At 42.6% G+C, this 19,768-nt stretch carries 18 protein-coding genes; 11 read left to right on the top strand and 7 right to left on the bottom strand.

The genetic code is table 11. The features are described 5' to 3' along the window. The first annotated feature begins 126 nt into the window (after positions 1-126). The gene (locus I1A42_RS21300) at positions 127-543 is read left to right on the top strand and encodes a GNAT family N-acetyltransferase (protein WP_161157018.1); all 417 of its coding nucleotides are present in this window, start codon (positions 127-129) and stop codon (positions 541-543) included. A gap of 104 nt (positions 544-647) precedes the next feature. On the opposite strand, the gene I1A42_RS21295 is transcribed toward I1A42_RS21300, so the two are convergent. The 4 genes from I1A42_RS21295 to trxC all read right to left on the bottom strand — a co-directional run bounded on the left by I1A42_RS21295 (position 648) and on the right by trxC (position 6,452). Next, positions 648-2,258 (bottom strand): BCCT family transporter, encoded by a 1,611-nt coding sequence (locus I1A42_RS21295; RefSeq protein WP_161157019.1) that lies wholly within the window; start codon positions 2,256-2,258, stop codon positions 648-650. A gap of 241 nt (positions 2,259-2,499) precedes the next feature. Continuing rightward, the gene (locus I1A42_RS21290) at positions 2,500-4,095 is read right to left on the bottom strand and encodes a BCCT family transporter (RefSeq protein WP_161157020.1); all 1,596 of its coding nucleotides are present in this window, start codon (positions 4,093-4,095) and stop codon (positions 2,500-2,502) included. A gap of 521 nt (positions 4,096-4,616) precedes the next feature. Beyond that, the gene (locus I1A42_RS21285) at positions 4,617-5,777 is read right to left on the bottom strand and encodes an MFS transporter (protein ID WP_196124886.1); all 1,161 of its coding nucleotides are present in this window, start codon (positions 5,775-5,777) and stop codon (positions 4,617-4,619) included. Between the two features lie 240 nt (positions 5,778-6,017). Further along, positions 6,018-6,452, bottom strand: coding sequence for a thioredoxin TrxC (gene trxC, locus I1A42_RS21280; RefSeq protein ID WP_161157022.1), 435 nt, complete (start codon positions 6,450-6,452; stop codon positions 6,018-6,020). Positions 6,453-6,856: 404 nt separating this feature from the next. Here trxC and I1A42_RS21275 point away from each other — a divergent pair, with 404 nt between their 5' ends. Both I1A42_RS21275 and glpK read left to right on the top strand, forming a co-directional pair. Next, positions 6,857-7,945: a ketoacyl-ACP synthase III gene (locus tag I1A42_RS21275; protein WP_161157023.1), complete on the top strand. Its 1,089-nt coding sequence runs from the start codon at positions 6,857-6,859 to the stop codon at positions 7,943-7,945. 100 nt (positions 7,946-8,045) lie between these two features. After that, positions 8,046-9,590 (top strand): glycerol kinase GlpK, encoded by a 1,545-nt coding sequence (gene glpK / locus I1A42_RS21270; RefSeq protein WP_161157024.1) that lies wholly within the window; start codon positions 8,046-8,048, stop codon positions 9,588-9,590. Positions 9,591-9,667: 77 nt separating this feature from the next. Here the strand turns inward: glpK and I1A42_RS21265 are convergent, their stop codons facing one another. Continuing rightward, positions 9,668-9,916, bottom strand: a complete 249-nt coding sequence (locus I1A42_RS21265; RefSeq protein ID WP_161157025.1) for a YgjV family protein — start codon at positions 9,914-9,916, stop codon at positions 9,668-9,670. A 399-nt stretch (positions 9,917-10,315) separates the two neighbouring features. Next, entirely contained in the window at positions 10,316-10,633 is a 318-nt protein-coding gene (locus I1A42_RS21260) for a DUF496 family protein (RefSeq protein WP_161157026.1), read from the bottom strand. 189 nt (positions 10,634-10,822) lie between these two features. Between I1A42_RS21260 and I1A42_RS21255 the strand changes: the two genes are divergently transcribed. The 6 genes from I1A42_RS21255 (at position 10,823) to luxQ (ending at position 17,253) form a co-directional block, all read left to right on the top strand. Further along, positions 10,823-11,029: a hypothetical protein gene (locus I1A42_RS21255; protein WP_161157027.1), complete on the top strand. Its 207-nt coding sequence runs from the start codon at positions 10,823-10,825 to the stop codon at positions 11,027-11,029. A gap of 69 nt (positions 11,030-11,098) precedes the next feature. After that, the gene (locus I1A42_RS21250; RefSeq protein WP_161157043.1) at positions 11,099-11,761 is read left to right on the top strand and encodes a YceH family protein; all 663 of its coding nucleotides are present in this window, start codon (positions 11,099-11,101) and stop codon (positions 11,759-11,761) included. Positions 11,762-11,810: 49 nt separating this feature from the next. Beyond that, positions 11,811-12,119, top strand: a complete 309-nt coding sequence (locus I1A42_RS21245) for a GIY-YIG nuclease family protein (RefSeq protein ID WP_196124884.1) — start codon at positions 11,811-11,813, stop codon at positions 12,117-12,119. 85 nt (positions 12,120-12,204) lie between these two features. Further along, positions 12,205-13,353 (top strand): conjugal transfer protein TraF, encoded by a 1,149-nt coding sequence (locus tag I1A42_RS21240; RefSeq protein ID WP_196124882.1) that lies wholly within the window; start codon positions 12,205-12,207, stop codon positions 13,351-13,353. Positions 13,354-13,569: 216 nt separating this feature from the next. Next, positions 13,570-14,673, top strand: a complete 1,104-nt coding sequence (locus I1A42_RS21235) for a substrate-binding domain-containing protein (protein WP_196124880.1) — start codon at positions 13,570-13,572, stop codon at positions 14,671-14,673. A 15-nt stretch (positions 14,674-14,688) separates the two neighbouring features. After that, entirely contained in the window at positions 14,689-17,253 is a 2,565-nt protein-coding gene (luxQ, locus tag I1A42_RS21230) for a quorum-sensing autoinducer 2 sensor kinase/phosphatase LuxQ (protein WP_196124878.1), read from the top strand. Positions 17,254-17,385: 132 nt separating this feature from the next. Here the strand turns inward: luxQ and I1A42_RS21225 are convergent, their stop codons facing one another. After that, the gene (locus tag I1A42_RS21225; protein ID WP_161157044.1) at positions 17,386-17,910 is read right to left on the bottom strand and encodes a hypothetical protein; all 525 of its coding nucleotides are present in this window, start codon (positions 17,908-17,910) and stop codon (positions 17,386-17,388) included. Between the two features lie 749 nt (positions 17,911-18,659). Between I1A42_RS21225 and I1A42_RS25370 the strand changes: the two genes are divergently transcribed. Both I1A42_RS25370 and modA read left to right on the top strand, forming a co-directional pair. Next, positions 18,660-18,953: a hypothetical protein gene (locus tag I1A42_RS25370; RefSeq protein WP_161157045.1), complete on the top strand. Its 294-nt coding sequence runs from the start codon at positions 18,660-18,662 to the stop codon at positions 18,951-18,953. Positions 18,954-18,973: 20 nt separating this feature from the next. Further along, positions 18,974-19,753: a molybdate ABC transporter substrate-binding protein gene (gene modA, locus I1A42_RS21215; protein WP_161157032.1), complete on the top strand. Its 780-nt coding sequence runs from the start codon at positions 18,974-18,976 to the stop codon at positions 19,751-19,753. The last annotated feature ends 15 nt before the right edge of the window (positions 19,754-19,768 follow it).

The following is a 19,768-nucleotide window of genomic DNA, read 5'->3' as shown; positions in this document are numbered from 1 at the left end:
CATGGATTCATAAAGTGAGCGATGTCGTCATTAATCCATTTTCGCTGAAACAGCATCTTGAGGTGACTTGGGTTGATATTGAGGTATTATTACTCATCATTCAATAAGATAGCATAAGGCCTAGCTATGACCTACACCCTCAATATGGATCCGACTGACGAAGATATTGCTTCTATCCGTAATGAACTGCGCAAGTACAATACGCCATTTTTACAAGCAGTACGCGATCAGGAATTAACCGTGAGCTTTTGTGATGAACAACAGCATCAGAAAGGGGGTATTGTTGGGAGAGTTTGGGGTAATTGGTTATTAATTAACTTTCTTTGGGTTGATGATATGTATCGTGGTCAGGGAGTCGGTAGTCAGTTACTAAAGGAAATTGAGCAGCAGGCTGTAAAAATGGGCTGTCATTCGGTAATGATTGATACTTTAAGTTTTCAAGCTAGGCCATTTTACGAACGTCACGGCTATCAATGTCAAATGTCTTTGGATAATTACCCAGTCGATGGGCAACTCCATTTTCTTACTAAGTCTTTACTGTAGTTTATTACTACACAACCGGCAGCGATGCCGGTTGTGTATACCCTAGTAACGTAAAGATGCTGTTTCAGCGAAAATGTATTCGCTCATAGGCCTGCATCTTGAGGTCATTTGGGTATGATACTAATGACATTAGATTTTTTGTATGCAGAATATTCTGAGCGTAGCCCCATAATCAGACTCAAGCACATAAGCAGTAACACAACAGTAAAGGGCAGTGCCGTGGTGACAACTCCAGATTGCAAAGCCTGCAAAGCATCTTTGCCACCAATCCAGAGCATAGCTGCCGCTATCGCGCCCTCAATACTCGCCCAAAAGATTCGTTGTGGTACAGGAGCATCGACTTTACCACCTGCTGTGATGCTATCAATCACTAAAGACCCCGAGTCCGATGAAGTGATAAAGAATATTAGAATCAATGCGATGGAAATGATAGAGATGAGATTACCCATCGGCATTTGATCATACATATAAAACAGAGTAAGAGAGATATCTGTAATACCATGCGCACCTAGTTCGCCTACTTTATTTGCTACTTGATCAATGGCGATACCGCCAAAGATACCCATCCAAATCAGCGTAATAATGGTTGGTACGAAAATCACCGCACACATAAATTGACCAACAGTACGGCCACGCGAAACGCGAGCAATAAACATTCCCACGAATGGTGACCACGATATCCACCAAGCCCAGTAGAAAACAGTCCAAGCGTGCATCCATGATTCATCGTCACGCCCGTGAGGGTTACTCAGTGGAATGATGTTTTCGATATAGCCGATCATAGTGGCACTCAGTTCACTCCAAATGGAGCTAAAGTTCACGGCAATCACAAAGATTAGTAGGCCAAATGCGAATAGCATATTGAAGTTGCTAAGCTTTTTAACGCCACCATCAATACCTTTTATCACGGATCCTACCGAAATAAGGGTAACAACAACGATGACAAAGAGCTGTTGTGCTAATCCACCATGCAAACCGAAAACGTAGTTAATCCCACTAGATGCCTGTTGAGCACCAAGACCGAGTGATGTTGCTAGGCCAAAAAGTGTCGCTAAGACCGCCACGATGTCGACAATGTGACCCAGCCATCCCCAAGCACGGTCACCAAAAATAGGGTAAAAAACAGAACGCATTGATAGAGGAAGGCGTTTGTTATAGTGGAAAAAGGCTAAAGAGAGCGCCACGATACCGAACATGGCCCAGCCGTGAATACCCCAATGGTAAATTGTTGCCCCTAAAGCCAGCGTTTTTGCTTCTGGCGTGAGTGGTTCAACATTTAACGGAGTGCCATACCAGTTGGTGAAATAGGCGGTTGGTTCTGCTACCCCCCAGAATAATAGGGCGGTTCCCATTCCCGCGGAAAAAAGCATCGCGAGCCATGACATAGTCGAATGATCGGGAGTGGCATCAATACCGCCAATGCGGATTTTACCCCAAGGAGATACCATTAAAATTAATGAAAAGATTAAGATCGCATTCATTGACCACATAAAAAAGCCATCAAATTGACTGATGATACTGTTTTTAACTGTGGTTAGTGCGTCTTTTGCGGTGGCTGGATCGGCTGCTATTACGGCAACCAAAAAGAAGATGATGAGTCCGGCACTAATGCCAAAAACGGCGTTATGAACGTCGAATCCCCACTTTTGTACGTTATCTTGACCGACTTGGTAATCGGTAGTTTCTATGCTGTATTTCTTGAATGCATCTTGCATTATTATCACTTTGGTTCTGATTTAAACGGGCTTTTAGTAACGCTGTCACAGTTAGATACTCCTAATACAAAAAAGTAACTTCGATTTCAAAGCATATCGGGGCACGAATGGTATCACTTGAATATAGTGAACGATAGGTGCGGGCTTATCGTGTTTAAGGGATTAACTAAAATTTAACTCTTTAGGATTATCCAAATAAAAAGCCGACTTCGCGTCGGCTTTGTGTTGATTATATCATTTATTAATTGGTTACTGGCGTTCGATATACTGCGTATTCTGATCTTAGCCCCATGATTAAGCTAATACACATTAAAATCAGTACGAATACAAACGGTAGTGCCGTTGCAACCACTCCTGATTGCAGTGCTTGTAAGGCATCTTGACCACCAATCCACAACATAGCTGCAGCAATGGCACCTTCAATACTCGCCCAAAAGATACGTTGTGGGATCGGCGCATCGACTTTACCGCCGGCGGTAATACTATCGATAACCAATGAGCCTGAGTCTGATGACGTAATAAAGAATACTAAAATCAGAGCGATAGAAATCACTGAAATAATATTACCCATAGGTAATTGATCATAGACGTAGAACAGCGTGAGTGAAATGTCAGTTAGGCCTTTCGTGCCGAGTTCGCCCACTTTATTTGCCACTTGATCCAGTGCTAAACCACCAAATATACCCATCCAAATCATAGTGATTAAGGTTGGAATGAACACTACAGCTACCATAAATTCACGTACAGTGCGACCACGAGAGACACGCGCTATAAACATACCAACAAATGGTGACCATGAAATCCACCATGCCCAATAGAACACTGTCCACGCGTGCATCCAGGTTTCATCTTCACGACCGTGTGGGTTACTAAGCGGAATGATCGCTTTCGCATAACCGACAAAGGTGTTCACTAACGAATCCCAAGCAGTGTTATAGGTGACGCCAACAATAAAGATAAATAGGGCAGCCGCAAACATCATGTTGATGTTACTTAATACTTTAACACCACCATCGATACCACGTACGACAGAGCCAATTGCAATTAAGGTAACAAATACAATCACGATAAGCTGCATGCCAATACCACCATCAGTACCGAACACGTAGTTAATACCACTGGTTGCTTGCTGAGCACCTAAACCGAGCGAGGTTGCCAAACCAAATAGAGTTGAAAGTACCGCAATGATATCAATCACATGGCCCAACCAACCCCAAGCGCGGTCACCGAACACAGGATAGAATACTGAGCGCATCGATAAAGGTAAGCCTTTGTTGAAGGTAAAGAAGGCTAAAGCCAGTGCGACTACTGCAAAAATTGCCCAGCCGTGAATTCCCCAGTGGAAAATAGTTGCGCCCATCGCCAAGGATTTTGCTTCTGGTGTGTACGGTTTTACGTTGAGAGGTGTACCGTACCAATCAGTAAAGTAAGCGGTTGGTTCTGCCACTCCCCAAAATAACAAGCCAATCCCCATGCCTGCGGCAAACAGCATCGCTAGCCAAGATGTTGTTGAGTGATCGGGCTGGGCATCACTGCCTCCTAGTCTAATTCGACCAAAAGGAGAGACCATGAGAAAAATTGAGAAGATAAGGAAAAAATTGGTTGCCCACATAAATAGCCCATCAAAGTCATCGATGATGGTGTTTTTCATGTTGTTGAGCGCATCTTTGGCGGTTAAGGGGTCGACGACTAACACAGCCGCAAGAAACAGAATGATTAAACCTGCACTTATCCCAAATACAGGGTTATGAACATCAAACCCCCACTTTTGAATGTTGTCTTGACCGACTTGATAGTCTGTCGTTTCTATACTGTATTTTTTAGATACATTTTCCATATTAGTCACTTGAAATGTTTAGTCATCAATGCATTCGGCCTACTAGTGTTGCGTTAAATGTCCGTATAAAAAACAACAAAACTTAGACCCCGAAGCTTTTTGTGACGTAAATGTTATCAGTAAAAAGGGTTTTAGTGCAAGTTTTAATTGTTGGGTGCCCTATTGGCAAGGTTTGTTAGGGCTTGAAAAGTTATTTAAACATTATGTGTACGAAACATTTTAGTTCTATTTAATGTGGGGCGAGTGAACGTATTGGTTAATAAAAGAGAGAAATTAAAGGATAGTTTAAATTTTATGGGTGAATGTTTTTTTAGTGCTACTCATCGTGTCATCACATGATTGCGCTGACCTGTATTCGTTGATGAGGTTCTTAATTCTACATCTTGAGGCTATTTAGCGTGTTGGTGTTAACCTGCAAGAGTGATAAGAGAATTTATAAAATGGGAATGTTTGGCGTGCACGAGTAATAAAAAAGCCGCATAACTGAATCATGCGGCTTAGTAAAATATGGCGTTGAGCGGTTACTTTCCTGCAACCAACTGATGTTTGGTTTTCACGCTAGCCACCAGCATGTACAAGCAAGTGGCAAGTAAAGTGATAAACAGATATCTCATCACACCTTGATGACCTTGCATAAACCAATCTGCTGCTAAAGGCCCGATAATTGAACCGATGCTATAACAAAATAGCATTGCTTGGGTCGCAGAAACGATGTAGTTAGCATTTAAGTTCAAACATGCTTGGTTGATAGCAATAGGGTACAAAGCAAACGATGCAGCACCGATCAAAAATAAACAGATAGCGAGCGTGACGACGCCATCGTCCAGCATCGCGATTACTGCTGCAGCCGCACCGATGAAACAGAGTAGCGCCATTAGTAGGCTGCGGCCCAAATATTGAGTGAGTTTGGGAATCAATACTTGCACAACCATTGCGCCCACAATCACAACGGCCATTAAGCTTCCAGCTTCTTGGTGGTTAAGACCGCGTTTCATTAATTCTAAAGGCATTAAGCCGTAGATCGCAGCGGTGGTTAATCCAGACACGACTCCGCCGATCAAAGCGGCATGACTCAAACGTGAAATCTGCTTAAATGACATAGTAACGCTTTCGCTAACGTCTGGTTGTACACCTTTCGCTTTTACCAGTGTCATTGCTGCCATGGAAAGCACTATGGCGATGAATACAAAAGGAGCATATCCTTTGATCCCTATTGTAGAGATGCCTAATTGGCCGACGGTTGTCCCCATATAAAGTGCAACCATGTAGATACCAAGACGTTTAGCACGACCGGATTCATTGCCGTGCAATAGCCACGATTCCACCACGACAAAAATGCCAGCGACTGCAATACCGCCAACAAAACGCAGTACCATCCAAGCCCATTCATGAGTAAAGAAAGGCAAAGCTAGCGTGGCGACCATTAATGTCATGAGGCACGCGATAAACGCATTGCGATGACCATAAAGTCTTACGCTCTTTTGCGTGTAGAACGTTCCAAAAAAATTACCGATAAAGAAGGCACTGGCTAACCAGTTTGCGATTTGTTCATTCAAACCATAAATTGGCAGAATAAGTGGAATTAGGCTCATTAAATAGCCTGATGCAACTGCAAATAAAGTTAGTGCGGTCACTGGGATAGCGATCCGAGGTGATGCGGTAATGACATCGGAATTGTTCAACGACTTAGCCTCAAAATAACGTCAAACGACCCCTAGAGTTAAGCTTGTTTGCTTATCTCTGAACTCGTTTTGGAACAGGGAAATGGTTATGATCGGGGCGAATATCGATCTTTTTTTTCCTCGCGTACAACGAAAAATTGTGACCTTGACGATTAAAGATTTTTATTGAAGTGAAAAGTATAGAAATCAGCAAAAAAGTCGGCAAATAGTTAGCATATTATGCCGACTAAACTTGGGAAATTATTTAGACAATGCTTCATCTAACCATTGATCAAAATGGCTTTTTGGTAGCGCACCGTTAATCATGTCTACTCTTTGACCGTTTTTAAATACCATGATGGTTGGAATGCTACGAATTTGGTATTGAGCGGCTAATGCTTGTTGCGCTTCCGTATCAATTTTCACAAAACGCACGGTTCCAGCTCTTTCTTCTGCAACATCACTAAAAACAGGTGCAAATCCAACGCAGGGGTTGCACCAGGTTGCCCAAAAATCGACCACCACCGGCTGGGGGCTGTTTAATAACTCAGTAAAGTTATTGGTTGTGCCTTCAATCGGTGCGCCATCTAATAATGGTGCTTGGCATTTACCACAATTAGGGGAATCACTAATGCGTTCACTGGGAACGCGGTTCATGCCATGGCAAGCAGGGCAGCGGGTGTTAAATGTCGACATACATTTCCTCATTAAGTCATCACAAAGGTATACCCAAGTAACCTCAAGATGCTGTTTCAGCGAGAATGTATTCACTCTTAGGCAAGGCACTGATTTGAAGACATAGTCATTCTACGTTGAAAATCAGTAACACCGCCTAGGAGCGAATAAAACTCGCCCTTCGGGATCTCATCAACAAACCTATTTCTGCGCCCAATCACGTTAAAAGGGAATGACCATTCCTGCCGTGATTGAGCTTGACCTAGGCTCGTTGATGAAGCTCTGAATCCTGCATCTTGAGGTCATTTGGGTATATAAGTTTGGGGTTTATCTCATCTATCTCAAGTACCAAAGTGTCACATGCTCATATTGCATTCAATCAACTACACTCAACATAATTTATAGAATAGTCAAAAGGAGTGAACATGGCTTTGTTTGCAGAAATCAGTGGGTGGGGAAAATGTTTACCTCCTGCGGTATTAACCAATCAGCAAATCAGCGACTTTCTTGATACCAGTGATGATTGGATAGTCTCTCGCACAGGCATTAGAGAAAGAAGAATTAGCCATGTCGATACGTCTGATTTGGCAACAGTTGCTGTACAACGCGCCATTAGTTGTGCTGGGTTAGATGTGCAGCAGATTGATGTGGTAATTGTCGCGACGTGTAGTCCAGACACCGTTATCCCAAATGTCGCATCAAAGGTTGCACAAAACTTGGGTGTTGAATCGTGTGTCGCATTTGATCTCAATGCCGCTTGCACTGGCTTCGTCTATGGCCTTGAAACAGCAACGAGGCTAATGCAATCGGGACAATACCAACATGCCGTCGTTGTTGGTGCTGAACATTTGAGTTTTTTTATCGATTGGACCAAGCGAGATACCGCAGTATTGTTTGGCGATGGTGCGGGCGCAGTAGTGCTGAGTGCGAGCGACAAAGAAGTGGGGCTGCTACAAAGTTGCATTGGGTGTGATGCAGCAGGCCGAGATATTTTATCCATTCCCAAATTTGGCACCGCGATGCCACGTTTTGATGAGGACAATGGTTATTGGGATTTTAACTTTATTGGCAAAGAAATATTTAAGCGTGCGGTTAAAGGTATGGGAGCAGCGGTTACACAGGTAATAAAGCAGACGCGATGGGAAATACAAGACATTGATCTAGTGATTCCCCATCAGGCTAATTTACGTATTATTCAGACGTTATGCGACCTTTCTGGTATTGCACAAGAGAAAGCCTTTTTAAATATTGAGCATTACGGTAATACTTCCGCAGCAACAGTGCCTATTGCTTTATGTGAGGCGGTGGAGCAAGGCAGAATACAGCCAGGGAATGCGATTTTGCTTGCGGCTTTTGGGGCAGGCTTAACCTGGGGGGCCAGTACTATTCGTTGGGGACAGCGAGTGACACCGTTAGCAAATAGCAATGCTGCGTTAACTCCGTACCACGGCAGTGCGCGTGAACTGTTAGAACAAGCCATCGATGCCTGCCGTGCTTTCCATCAACGGCCATAATTAGAAAGTTTGTGACAGATGGTGGCGTTAGCGCACAGATTTCTAACTAAGTGATTGTTATTTTTGCGCACTTGCGAAAATGTAACTATGGGAAATGTGGATGAGTAACACTGAACAGCCGATTGAACCGAAATATATTGTGGCCCTTGATCAAGGGACCACAAGTTCACGCGCTGTCGTGTTTGATCACGATGGTAATGTTGTGAGTATCTCACAGCGTGAGTTTTCACAATTATATCCTCAATCTGGCTGGGTGGAGCATGATCCACTAGAAATTTATGCAACGCAAAGCTCTACGATGGTCGAAGCATTAGGTAAAGCTGGGATTCGTAGTGATGAAGTTGCCGCGATTGGTGTCACCAATCAGCGTGAAACAACCGTAGTATGGAATAAAGAAACCGGAAAACCGGTTTATAACGCGATTGTATGGCAGTGTCGTCGTACTGCCCACATATGTGAAGCGTTGAGGAGCCAAGGGTTAGCTGATTACGTAGCGCAAACCACAGGTTTGTTGATTGATCCTTACTTTTCAGCGACCAAAATCAAATGGATTTTGGATAATGTTGCCGGGGCTAGAGAGCAAGCGGAACAAGGTAAACTTCTGTTTGGTACGATAGATACCTGGTTGTTGTGGAATATGACACAAGGGCGTGTTCATGTAACCGACTATACCAACGCATCTCGTACAATGCTTTTCAATATCAATACCCTAGAGTGGGATGATACGCTGCTTAACGCATTAAATATTCCCAAGTCAATGATGCCAGACGTCCGTCGCTCTTCCGAGGTATATGGCAAAACCAATATTGGCGGCAAAGGGGGAACACGAATTCCAATCGCTGGTATTGCAGGTGACCAACAAGCGGCACTATTTGGTCAAATGTGTGTTGAACCTGGCCAAGCTAAAAACACGTATGGTACCGGGTGTTTCCTGTTAATGAATACAGGAAATAGCAGAGTTGCATCAAGTCACGGTTTGGTTACTACGTTAGCTTGCGGCTCAAAAGGTGAACCTGTTTATGCGCTAGAAGGTTCCGTGTTTATGGGTGGAGCGTCCATCCAATGGTTACGTGATGAAATGAGGATGCTAACCGACGCTAAAGATTCAGAATATCTAGCGACTAAAGTTGATTCATCCAATGGCGTATACGTTGTCCCAGCCTTTACTGGTCTGGGAGCACCTTATTGGGATGCCTACGCGCGCGGTACTATTGTCGGAATGACACGCGGGACCAATCAAAATCACATTATTCGTGCGACATTAGAAAGTATTGCGTATCAAACGCGAGATGTGATTGATGCGATGCAAGCGGATTCAGGCATACAACTACAAGCGTTACGAGTGGATGGTGGTGCGGTTGCCAACAACTTTTTAATGCAATTTCAAGCGGATGTACTCGATACAGAAGTACATCGTCCGAAACTCACTGAGGTAACGGCAATCGGGGCCGCTTATTTAGCTGGATTAGCAGTTGGATTTTGGAAAGATCTGTCTGAATTGACGGGTAAAGCTGAGATCGAGCGTTCCTTTGTTCCGCATGATGATGAGCAGAAACGGCAAAAGCGTTATCGTGGCTGGAAGCGTGCGGTTAAATGTGCTCAGGCGTGGGCAAGTTTGGCCGATGAAGAGAACGATGAAGTTTAAGGTCATGGTGTTAAATGAAACAACACCCGGATGACCGGGTGTGTTTCGTGTGCAGAACTTTGTAGGGTAGAACGGTACTATGCAGTTTGTTCTATGTCTGCTTTTGCTTGTTGTTTCATTTTTGCTAGGTAGTAGATGTTAACAACGGCGATGAATGCGTTCGTTGCGACTACTGGCCAAGCGCCAATCACGCTGCCATAAATACAGAAAAGTACACAACCGATAAAGTTGAAAACGCGCAGCTTGGCAATGTCTTTCATCGTTAATGAGATAGCGACCATAATTGATGCCGCATAACCCATCACTTCAATAATGTTCATGTCCATGTGAGACCCTTTAAATTGTCCGAATAAGTACTACGATCGGACCAATCCTCTCTTCATGAGAATTCTAAGGTGGATACCACAAGGTATCTGTTCCCTGCCTCGAATGGTCTGTCTGGCTATGGCACTGATCATCGACAGTTGCTTTAAGCAATCAATGCATCAATGGCCTTAATGAGTGCGGACTATACCAACATAAAAAGTGTGATTAAAGCCACAATTTCCCTGTTCGAGATAGGGATCGATTGCGCAAACGTTTATTTGATTTTCTTGGATGAGAATTCAGCGCTATGGGAGGTCATTTGGGTATAGCAGATATATAAATGAAAAAAACCCGCACGAAGCGGGTTTGTTTTAGAGCTAGTTATTTAAAGTTAAACAACTGATTAGCAAAGCCAAGAATTATTTTTTACCTAGGTTTGCTTGTTTGTCTTGTTCTGTTAGCTCGCGAATGCGGCGGCTAAGTTCACGACGTTCTTTAGAAATCTCTGCGCTCTTAATGATGTGGTCATCAACACGATCTTCGTAGTCTGATTTCATGTTTTTAATGATGGCGAACAGCTCTTCTTGAGTCATGTCCGGTTTGATGTAATCAATCAGGTTTTCTAGAAGATCGACACGTTTACGGTTGTCACGAACTTTTTTCTCGTTGTCGTAAAGTTCACGTTTTAGTTTATTTTTACGGCGAGCCAGGCTTACGATTTCAAATACGCTATTCATAGGTCCTTCTTCCTATAATGTCTTTTACTGTCAATGATTAAATCACATAGTGTTCTATCAGAACAGCTTTTAGATCAAACCTAACAAGGACTTGACCAATAATTAAACAGCCGAATGTGATGTAGGTTGTACTTCGTTAATAATGCGCTATATCATGGAGCCAATTTATGACGAAGCTATGATTTCATTATGCACCATTCCGACATAGTTGTTTCAAGACACAATAATCAAGAACAGACACAACAGCAACCACAAACCAAGACAAAATTAAGTTCTGCTTATAAAGCCGAACGAGAAAGTTTAGAAACGATCGAAATTGAATTGAATCGCTCTAAAATTGTCATGGTCGATGAAACTGGGAAAATCATTAAGTTTCCTCTGTCGCAGGAGCATTAGGCGCTTAACACTTTTATTAGGGCTAGCGCATCGCTGCTAAGCCATTCGACAATATCAGAAGGGATAATGATGAATATCGAGTTAACACCACTTCAAGCAAGAGTGATTGGTTGTCTCATCGAAAAAGAAGTAACCACTCCCGATTATTACCCATTGAGCCTCAATAGCTTAACGACAGCATGTAATCAGAAAAGTAATCGAGATCCTGTGATCTCCGCTTCAGAAGCTGAGATTCAGGATACAGTAGAAAGCTTAATTGCTTTGCGTTTAGTCAGTGATGAAAGCCAATTTTCAAGCCGTACACGCAAATATCAGCACCGTTTTTGTAATACTGAGTTTGGTAACCTACAACTCACTGAGCAAGAGAGAGGGATTGTGTGTTGTTTGCTGCTGCGTGGACCACAAACGCCGGGCGAATTACGCACACGGACCAACCGCTTGTGTCAATTTAGTGATGTTAAACAAGTGGAAGCTGTGCTAGAGCATATGGCCAATGGTCATAAAAGTGGTCAGTTAGTTGTAAAACTAGCTAAAGAGCCCGGTAAACGAGAAGCGCGGTACCAACACCTATTCAGTGGTGAGGTCAGCGAAGAGCTGCTGTCCGTTGCAAGTGAGTCAAGTCCAGCAATCAGTAGTGATGAACTTAGTCTTGTGCAACAAGAGGTTGCGGAGCTAAAAGAACAAGTTGCGCAACTTCAAGCGCAAGTACAACAGTTGCTGGCTGAACAGTAACAATGAGTGTGACAGAGGTTGTCGCCTCTGTCAGCACTTGAGGCGTCTCATGGAAAAAACGCAAAGCCGATGGTGGGTTTATCTCATTCGCAATCGTAATAATGCCCTCTATTGTGGTATCACTACAGATGTTCAGCGCCGTTTTCAGCAACATGTCCGTGGCATAGGGGCAAAAGCCCTCAAAGGTAAAGGCCCTTTGAGTTTGGAATGGCACGCCTATGTGGGCGAAAGTCGCAGTGACGCTTTAAAGGTAGAGTGGAAAATTAAACAGCTGACGAAAGCCAAAAAGGAGCAATTAATAAAAAACGAAGCGTTGCTCTCGATCTTAGAAACTAAAACGAGATCAAATTCACAGTAAAACGTCTTGTCACGGAACTTTTGTCACCAATAGACGGAAGCCTATTAATCTTATATCGAGCCAATGACAATAAGGTTAATAGGATATGAAAACCTCACTTAAACTTGCTGTAATAACAGCCACAACACTGGCATCGGTGCCGACTGTCTATTCTGCAACTTGGGTTGCTGACGCCCGTGGCAATGCGATGGGGAATACTGGTGTTACAACTGCTGATTATCTTCTCGCTCCATTCTACAATCCTGCGCTAACTGCCGTTTATAAAGATGTCGACGATGTCGGAATTTTGTTACCTGGTATTAGCGTTGCTGCTCGTGATACCGATGAAAGCTTGAGCACTATCGATGATATTCAAGATGCCATTGATGACTTTGATGAAAGTGCCACACAAAGCAATATCAATGACCTGAATGGTTATCTTGATGATTTAGATGGGAATTCGCCTTTGACTGTTGATGCTAATCTTGGTGCCGCTATTGCTCTACCCATGGAGTCACTTTCATTAAACCTGTTTGCTCGCGGCTATGCTGAAATTATTGCCACTCCAGACGTGGCAGCGAAAACGGGCACCGATGCAGCCTCAACTCGAACTCGTTATGAAAATTCTGAAGTTAATTTAATCGCATTTGGATATACGGAAGTCGGGATTGCACTGGCAAAAAAATTGGCAATTGCGGGTCAGACGGTCGCTGTGGGGATCTCTCCTAAAATACAACAGATACGCACGTATAAAGAGACAGTGACTGTCGAAGACTTTGATCTCAGTGACTATGATGAAAGTGAAAAAAAGAAATCGACACTTAACTTAGACCTTGGGGCGGTGTGGTTAATAGAAAATTATCGTGCGGGAATTGCGGTAAAAGACCTTTTTGCTCAGAAAATTAAGACGTTCGATGGTGAAAATACTTATCACCTCAATACCCAAGTCACGGTTTCTGGTGCTTATGTTACGCCGTTCTTTACCGCAGCGGTTGATATGGATCTAACCAAGCAAAAACGTTATGAAAGCAGTGGTGATGATACGCAGTTTCTTCGTCTCGGGATTGAAGGCGATGCTTGGGGCTGGGCCCAACTGCGTGCCGGATATGAGATTGATATGAAAAATAATATCGATGATTCATTTACTGCCGGTATCGGAATAAGCCCTGGAGATGTGGTGAGTATCGATGTGGCAGGCACTTACGCTGGAGAAAATCAGATGGGGGTTTCGGCCAATCTCGCGTTCACTTTCTGAGAACGTGCAAACGTTCCCGAATGTTAATAGAGAAAGTGCTAGCGTAGTCATAGCGGAGGACAAAGTTTTTTGTGCTCCGCACTATCATTTAGTAGTGATATGTTTCATAATTCCAACTTAACCGAATCCCTTGTACATCAATGGGTAAGTCGCTTGTTAATCAGCGTCGATCATATTGGCAATACTGCTCAAAGATATCACTATAACGAGAGCTGAATGAAAAAAAGCGTATTGATTTCTTTTTTGCTAGGTACTTTAGTAGCAATTTCATCTCAAGCCGTAGCATCTCAAGTACTGAAAGGGTACTGGCACTATCGAGAATTCCTCAGTGCCCATTCCACTCAAGAAATGTTAACCAAAAAGTTATCGGAAACGGTGCGTGAAACGCCGGTCGCTCTCAGTATCCCCCAAAAGAAAGTACTCACTATCTCGGTTGTTTTTCCTGGGCAACAGGTTTCCGATTATTGGGTGCGCAATATTAAGGCGTTTGAAATGCGCCTTAACGAATTGGGTATTCGTTATAAACTGAATCAGGTGTTTACCCGTCCAGATGAAAATGCACGGCAGCAAAGTTTATCCTTAATGGAAGCTCTGAAGAATAATTCCGATTATTTGATTTTTACGCTTAACAGTGCGCGTCACCGTAAGTTTGTTGAGCACGTATTACAGGCCTCAACAACCAAATTAATTTTGCAAAACATTACGACGCCGATTAAAGCATGGGATGAACGACAACCATTCATGTATGTCGGCTTCGATCATGAACTAGGGACTGAGCGGCTAGTCGATTATTACCGCCATAAGGAGCCTGCAGGGAGCCGTTATTCTGTGCTGTATTTTACAGAAGGTTATGTGAGTGCTGCCCGTGGTGATACCTTTATCGAAGAGATGCAGTCGCAAGGCCGTTATCAATTAGCGTCTTCTTATTACACCAAAGGAACGGAAGAAAGTGGTTATAAAGCGACATTGAATATGGTGAAAAAGGCACCGGATATCAAGTTTATTTATGCCTGCTCAACGGATGTGGCGTTAGGAGCGGTGAAAGCGCTTAAAGAGTTGCATCGTCAAGATATTCTACTTAACGGGTGGGGCGGTGTTTCAGCAGAACTTGATGCCTTAAGTAAAGGCGATTTAGACGTGACAGTCATGCGTATGAATGATGATACCGGGGTTGCCATGGCTGAAGCTATCAAATGGGATTTAGAAGGCAAAGTCGTTCCAACAGTTTATTCCGGTGATTTTGATGTCGTGACAAAAGATGACAGCCAAGACCGCATTCAACGTCTTGAAAAGCGGGCATTCCGCTATTCAGATCAATAATATAAGGTCGTTTTAGTGAGTATAAGAACGGGCATGGTAAGACCAAAAAAGCGCATTGCTAACTTTATTAGTTACGCAATCGTTGTGGTATTGGGAGCACTTACCTTAAGCGTCTTATTCCAGAGTTATCAAATTAGTAGTCGTTTGATGTCACAAGAGGTCAAACGGACATCTGGACAAACGGCCAACTTGATTCAGAGTTTATTTAATTTTCGCCTAGCGAGTGTACAAATTCATCAGGATAGTAGTGCACAGAGTCAAAGTTTGATTGAGGCGTTGGAGTCAAAAAATCCAGTTAACATAGACCAATATTTCGTGAGTGTGGATCAGTTAGAGTTGTCTAACACACCAGATATACGCTTTATTACCACGATGCAAGGGCTCGCTTGGGACGATGGTAATGCTCAATTCTATGGTATGGAGAAAAAGCAGTTAGACAATATCATTCGCAAAGTAGCGTTTAATAGTAACTGGCATCTACTCTCTTCGCCATCACAGTTAGATAAAACCTATCTCTTAGTACGACGCTCACCTCTAATTAATCAAAAAACCGGTGAAGTTGCTGGCTTTCTGTATGTAGGTATTGTGTTAAACAACAACTATGCGTTAGTTGAGACGATGCGTGATGGCAGTAATTCCCAAAACTTGGTGCTGACGGTTGGTAAAAAGGTCATTACTTCGACTTTAAATGGTAATGAACCCTATCGTGAAGCCGATGTCATTAAATCGGGCTTAAGCGATACACTTTATAACCGAAATATGGTGACTCGTGCGCCTTTAGAAGTGGAAGGTGTCCCGACGTATTTGACCGTTTATTCTGTACAAAATAACCAGAATGCGCTGAGATTACGTGATAACTACTATTTCTGGATGATTTTCGCGCTCGTCGCGATGGTGATTGTTGCAGGTATTACTCGCTGGTGGTTGCAACGGCGCATTGAGTCTGAAATTGATGGCTTAATGACCTATACCCATCAAGTCGCTGATAAAGGGAGTAAAAATCCTTTTCCTGGCTCCACTATTTACGAATTCGACCATTTTGGGCGCACTCTCGAACACACCTTTATGCGCTTGGCAGAGCAAGAGAAACAGTTTGAAGACCTGTTTAACTTCACGGCTTCACCTACCATACTTTGGTGGCCTGATGGGCAGTTGATTAAAATGAATCCATCGGCGCGTAAGCAGTTTATTCGCCAGTATGATGATGAAACGTTGCTGTTTTCACAATTGGAACAACAGTTATTGCCGAACATTTTTGAGGCTGCGAAAGGTTTTGTCATCAAATCCGTTAATACGGAACTGGGAGGAAAGATGTTCCGTTGGAACCTTTCACCTATCGAAGTCGATGATAAGATCGAATCGATCATAGCCCAAGGTCATGATGTTACCAGTATTACTGAGGCTGAAAAACAGAGCCGAATTGCTCGTAAAGAAGCAGAAGAGTCGGCTCGTTTGAGGGCCGATTTTCTCGCAAAAATGAGCCATGAGTTACGCACTCCCCTTAACGGTATATTGGGGGTATCACAGCTCTTAAAGAGAACTGTGACCGATCAGGAGCAAATCGAGCAAGTTAATGTACTTTGTACCAGTGGCGAACATTTACTGGCTGTACTTAACGATATTCTTGATTTCTCACGCTTGGAGCAGGGGAAATTCAGAATTCAAAAAAATGAATTCCGTTTATCTGAAATGACAGGGGCATTAACACGTATTTACCAGCCACTGTGTAATGAGAAGGGGTTAAATCTTAACGTTCAATCAAACTTTAATGAATCGGTTATGGTGTATGGCGATCAAGTCAGGATCAATCAGATTCTATTTAACTTATTGAATAACGCAATTAAATTTACCCACCATGGTGAAATAGGCGTTGAATTAGAGTTGGTTAAAAATTCTTCGACTTCACGGATCAAAGTGGTGGTAACCGATACGGGGATCGGCATTCGTGAGGCAGACTTACGTATTATCTTCGACCCCTTTATGCAGGCAGAATCGACCACAACACGAGAATATGGCGGTAGTGGATTAGGTCTGGCGATTGTAAAAAGCTTGGTTGATATGCTGGGGGGAACAATCGATGTCCATTCCCAGCCCGGGCAGGGGACTCAATTTACCTTTGAAATACCACTTGAGGTATTAGCTAATCAAGCGAGTGTGTCACCCAATATTAGTGCTGATGTGCAATATAGCCTTTTTGATGAAACGTTAACGGTGTTGTTGGTGGAAGATAACCATACCAATGCGTTTATAGCGCGCGCTTTTTGTAAGAAATATGGCTTGAATGTTGATTGGGTAACCGATGGATTACAGGCGATAGAAAAAGTACAAACCAATCACTACGATTTAATTTTAATGGATAACCAATTGCCATATTTAGGTGGTATTGATGCGACGATTAAGATTAAGCAGGAATTGAAATTAGATGTCCCGGTTTACGCTTGTACTGCGGATGGGATGGAAAGCACTCGAGATGCATTTATGAATGCCGGTGCTTCTTATGTTTTAGTTAAGCCAATTAAAGAAGCAAGCTTACATAAAGCACTTACGCACTTTAAACAGCAACATAATATGGCCAAATAACCTCATGATCCTGTTTTAGAGCGAATGTATGTGTTTTCAGACAAGGCACTTCGTTGAAGATAGACTGATGTATTCATGAGATAAAAATGCCTCAGATTTGAACTGAGGCATTTTTGTTAGCAATAAGATTGTTTAAAAGCCGAAACGAACACTAATTGCTATTTGTGGCCCCCAAATCCCAGCATTACGGCTTTCTAAAGCAACGGAGAGTTGATCTGTTGAGTGGAAACGTAAACCAGTAATAAATACGGTACTTGTTCCCAGTCGGCCCAGTCTTACACTACCTTCAAACTGGTCTGAAATCCAAATCCGGGTTCCAACGCTGATTTCCACTTCTGTCGTATCATCACCGCCATCTTCATCATCTTCGCGTATCTGGTGAAGCATCGCTTCACCAAAGATATCCGCGAAATTACCAAATGGGCCGTTAAAACCCATCCCCGCGGCTAGATCCCAGTCCTTACTAAATTTGGAATCACCACGTACTATAAAATGCGAATTATCAGTGTAGTAAGTACTAAATTCCACTCCAGAAGATTGAGGTCCGACGGTCGTGCGAACTTCCAAAAAGTTATAATCAAAATTGTTGGCCGACGCGACGGTCGGAAGTGCACAGGCAATACCGAATAGACTAACTAGCTTTAATTTTTTAAACATAATGGGCATTCGTCCTGATTGCATAATTCCCCTCATCCACAAAACCATTAACAATAAGAGTCACTATCAAGTGTGTTCTCCATTTTATTATGCAGAAGTCAGGCCAATCTTATTCTCAATAATAAAAATGCGATAATGTTGCTGCTTACGTGTTAATTAAGTAGATACAAAATACAAAGACTTGCGTTTTGCATAGCCTCTATCAAATCTAGTTCATTTTCCTGTGGTTTATAGGACAAAATCAATGATGGATGCCAAATAACTCAATAAAAAATAAGATTATTGAGAATATTTTTGTCAATAACTGTAGTAATAACCCTCCGGATTGTTTTAATGCATAGAAATGAAATGTGCGTCTCTCAAATAAAAAACGAAATAGTGCAGGGTAGAAAATCTGATATTGGCAAAAGTGTTTTAGTGGCAGCAGCTTGTCGAGTTTTAGTGAACGGCTCTCTCATGCGGATGTGAGCGATTTTATAGCTTCATAAACCTATATGAGATGAGCCGTCTTATTTGCCCGAGCGAAGATGGGATAAAGAGATTGAAATACATCTCATATTTGGCGAAGAAGTAGCCTAAATTTGTGAGGGGGAGCAAGTTTTTGGATATTAAATTTTTGATCCACGAGGGAGTAAAACGAAAAAGAGAGTCGTCAATAGCTAGGACTATTACCTATAGAAATCGCATTAACCACATAAAAAGTACTGAAATATTCGCTAGGTATAATGAATTTAGCTGGAAAATAAGCCATAGTTCAGGGCTATGAAATTCATGTTAGGAATACTAAAACGGCGAAAGGTTCGAATTTGCAATCATTAATTACGCTTGAAAAGTCACAAAAAGATGGTGTAATAGACGAATGTAATCAAGTACTTGGTACTTACTTACACGGTATCTTCGACTCCATAGTATCTACCCAACTGATTTCTTTGTGGGTAGGAGCCTGTTCGATCCGACGGCATGATCATCTCGCAGCGCGAAAGTATGCGATTGATCGGATTACAGATTGTGTAAAAACACATCTGAGTCTTGACTTCATTTAGCCAAATTTAACGGATATCTCATGAAAAAACTCGTATTTTTAATCAGTGCTGCACTGGTAGCTGCGCCCACTTTTGCTAAAGATCAACTTCATGTTTACGCGGCTTCTTCAATGACTAATGCGGTAAATGACCTTGCGGCAGATTATGAAAAAACGCACCCTAACGTCGATGTTGTACCTGTATTTGCCAGTTCTTCTTCATTAGCTCGCCAAATTGAACACGGTGCGCCTGCTGATATTTACTTATCAGCAAATGAAAAATGGGTTCGTTACCTCATTAAAAAAGACATTGTCAAACTAGACCATGTGAACTTGGTAGCGGGTAACCAACTGGTATTGATTGAACCAGTTAAAGAACATATCAAAGCCTTTGATGTTAAAAATAAAGGTGAGTGGAAACACCTATTATCAGAAACGCGTATGGCAGTAGGTAATACCGGTTCTGTACCTGTAGGCATGTACTCTAAAGAAGCGCTAGAGCATCTTGGTGTATGGAAAACCGTTGAACCTAAACTGGCTCAGGCTAACAACGTTCGCCTTGCTCTTGCATTAGTTGAACGTGGAGAAGCTGATTTAGGGATGGTGTATAAAACGGATGCTGTCCTTACCAAAAAAGTGAAAATCATCAGTACGTTTGATCCTAAATTGCATACAGCAATCCATTACCCTTTAGTTCAAATCAGTGACAGTGCAGACGCGGCTGATTTTGCTAAATTTGTACAATCCGATGCGGGTAAAAAAGTGTTAGATCAATACGGTTTTAATACTCACTTAGGAAATGCGAAATTTGCTGCTAAATAACCTAGGTTTTCTCAG

It is taken from the genome of Vibrio nitrifigilis (assembly GCF_015686695.1).
GTDB classification, from domain to species: domain Bacteria; phylum Pseudomonadota; class Gammaproteobacteria; order Enterobacterales; family Vibrionaceae; genus Vibrio; species Vibrio nitrifigilis.
Note: the sequence above shows the minus strand (reverse complement) of the source record. Positions and strands in the feature narration are given on the sequence as shown.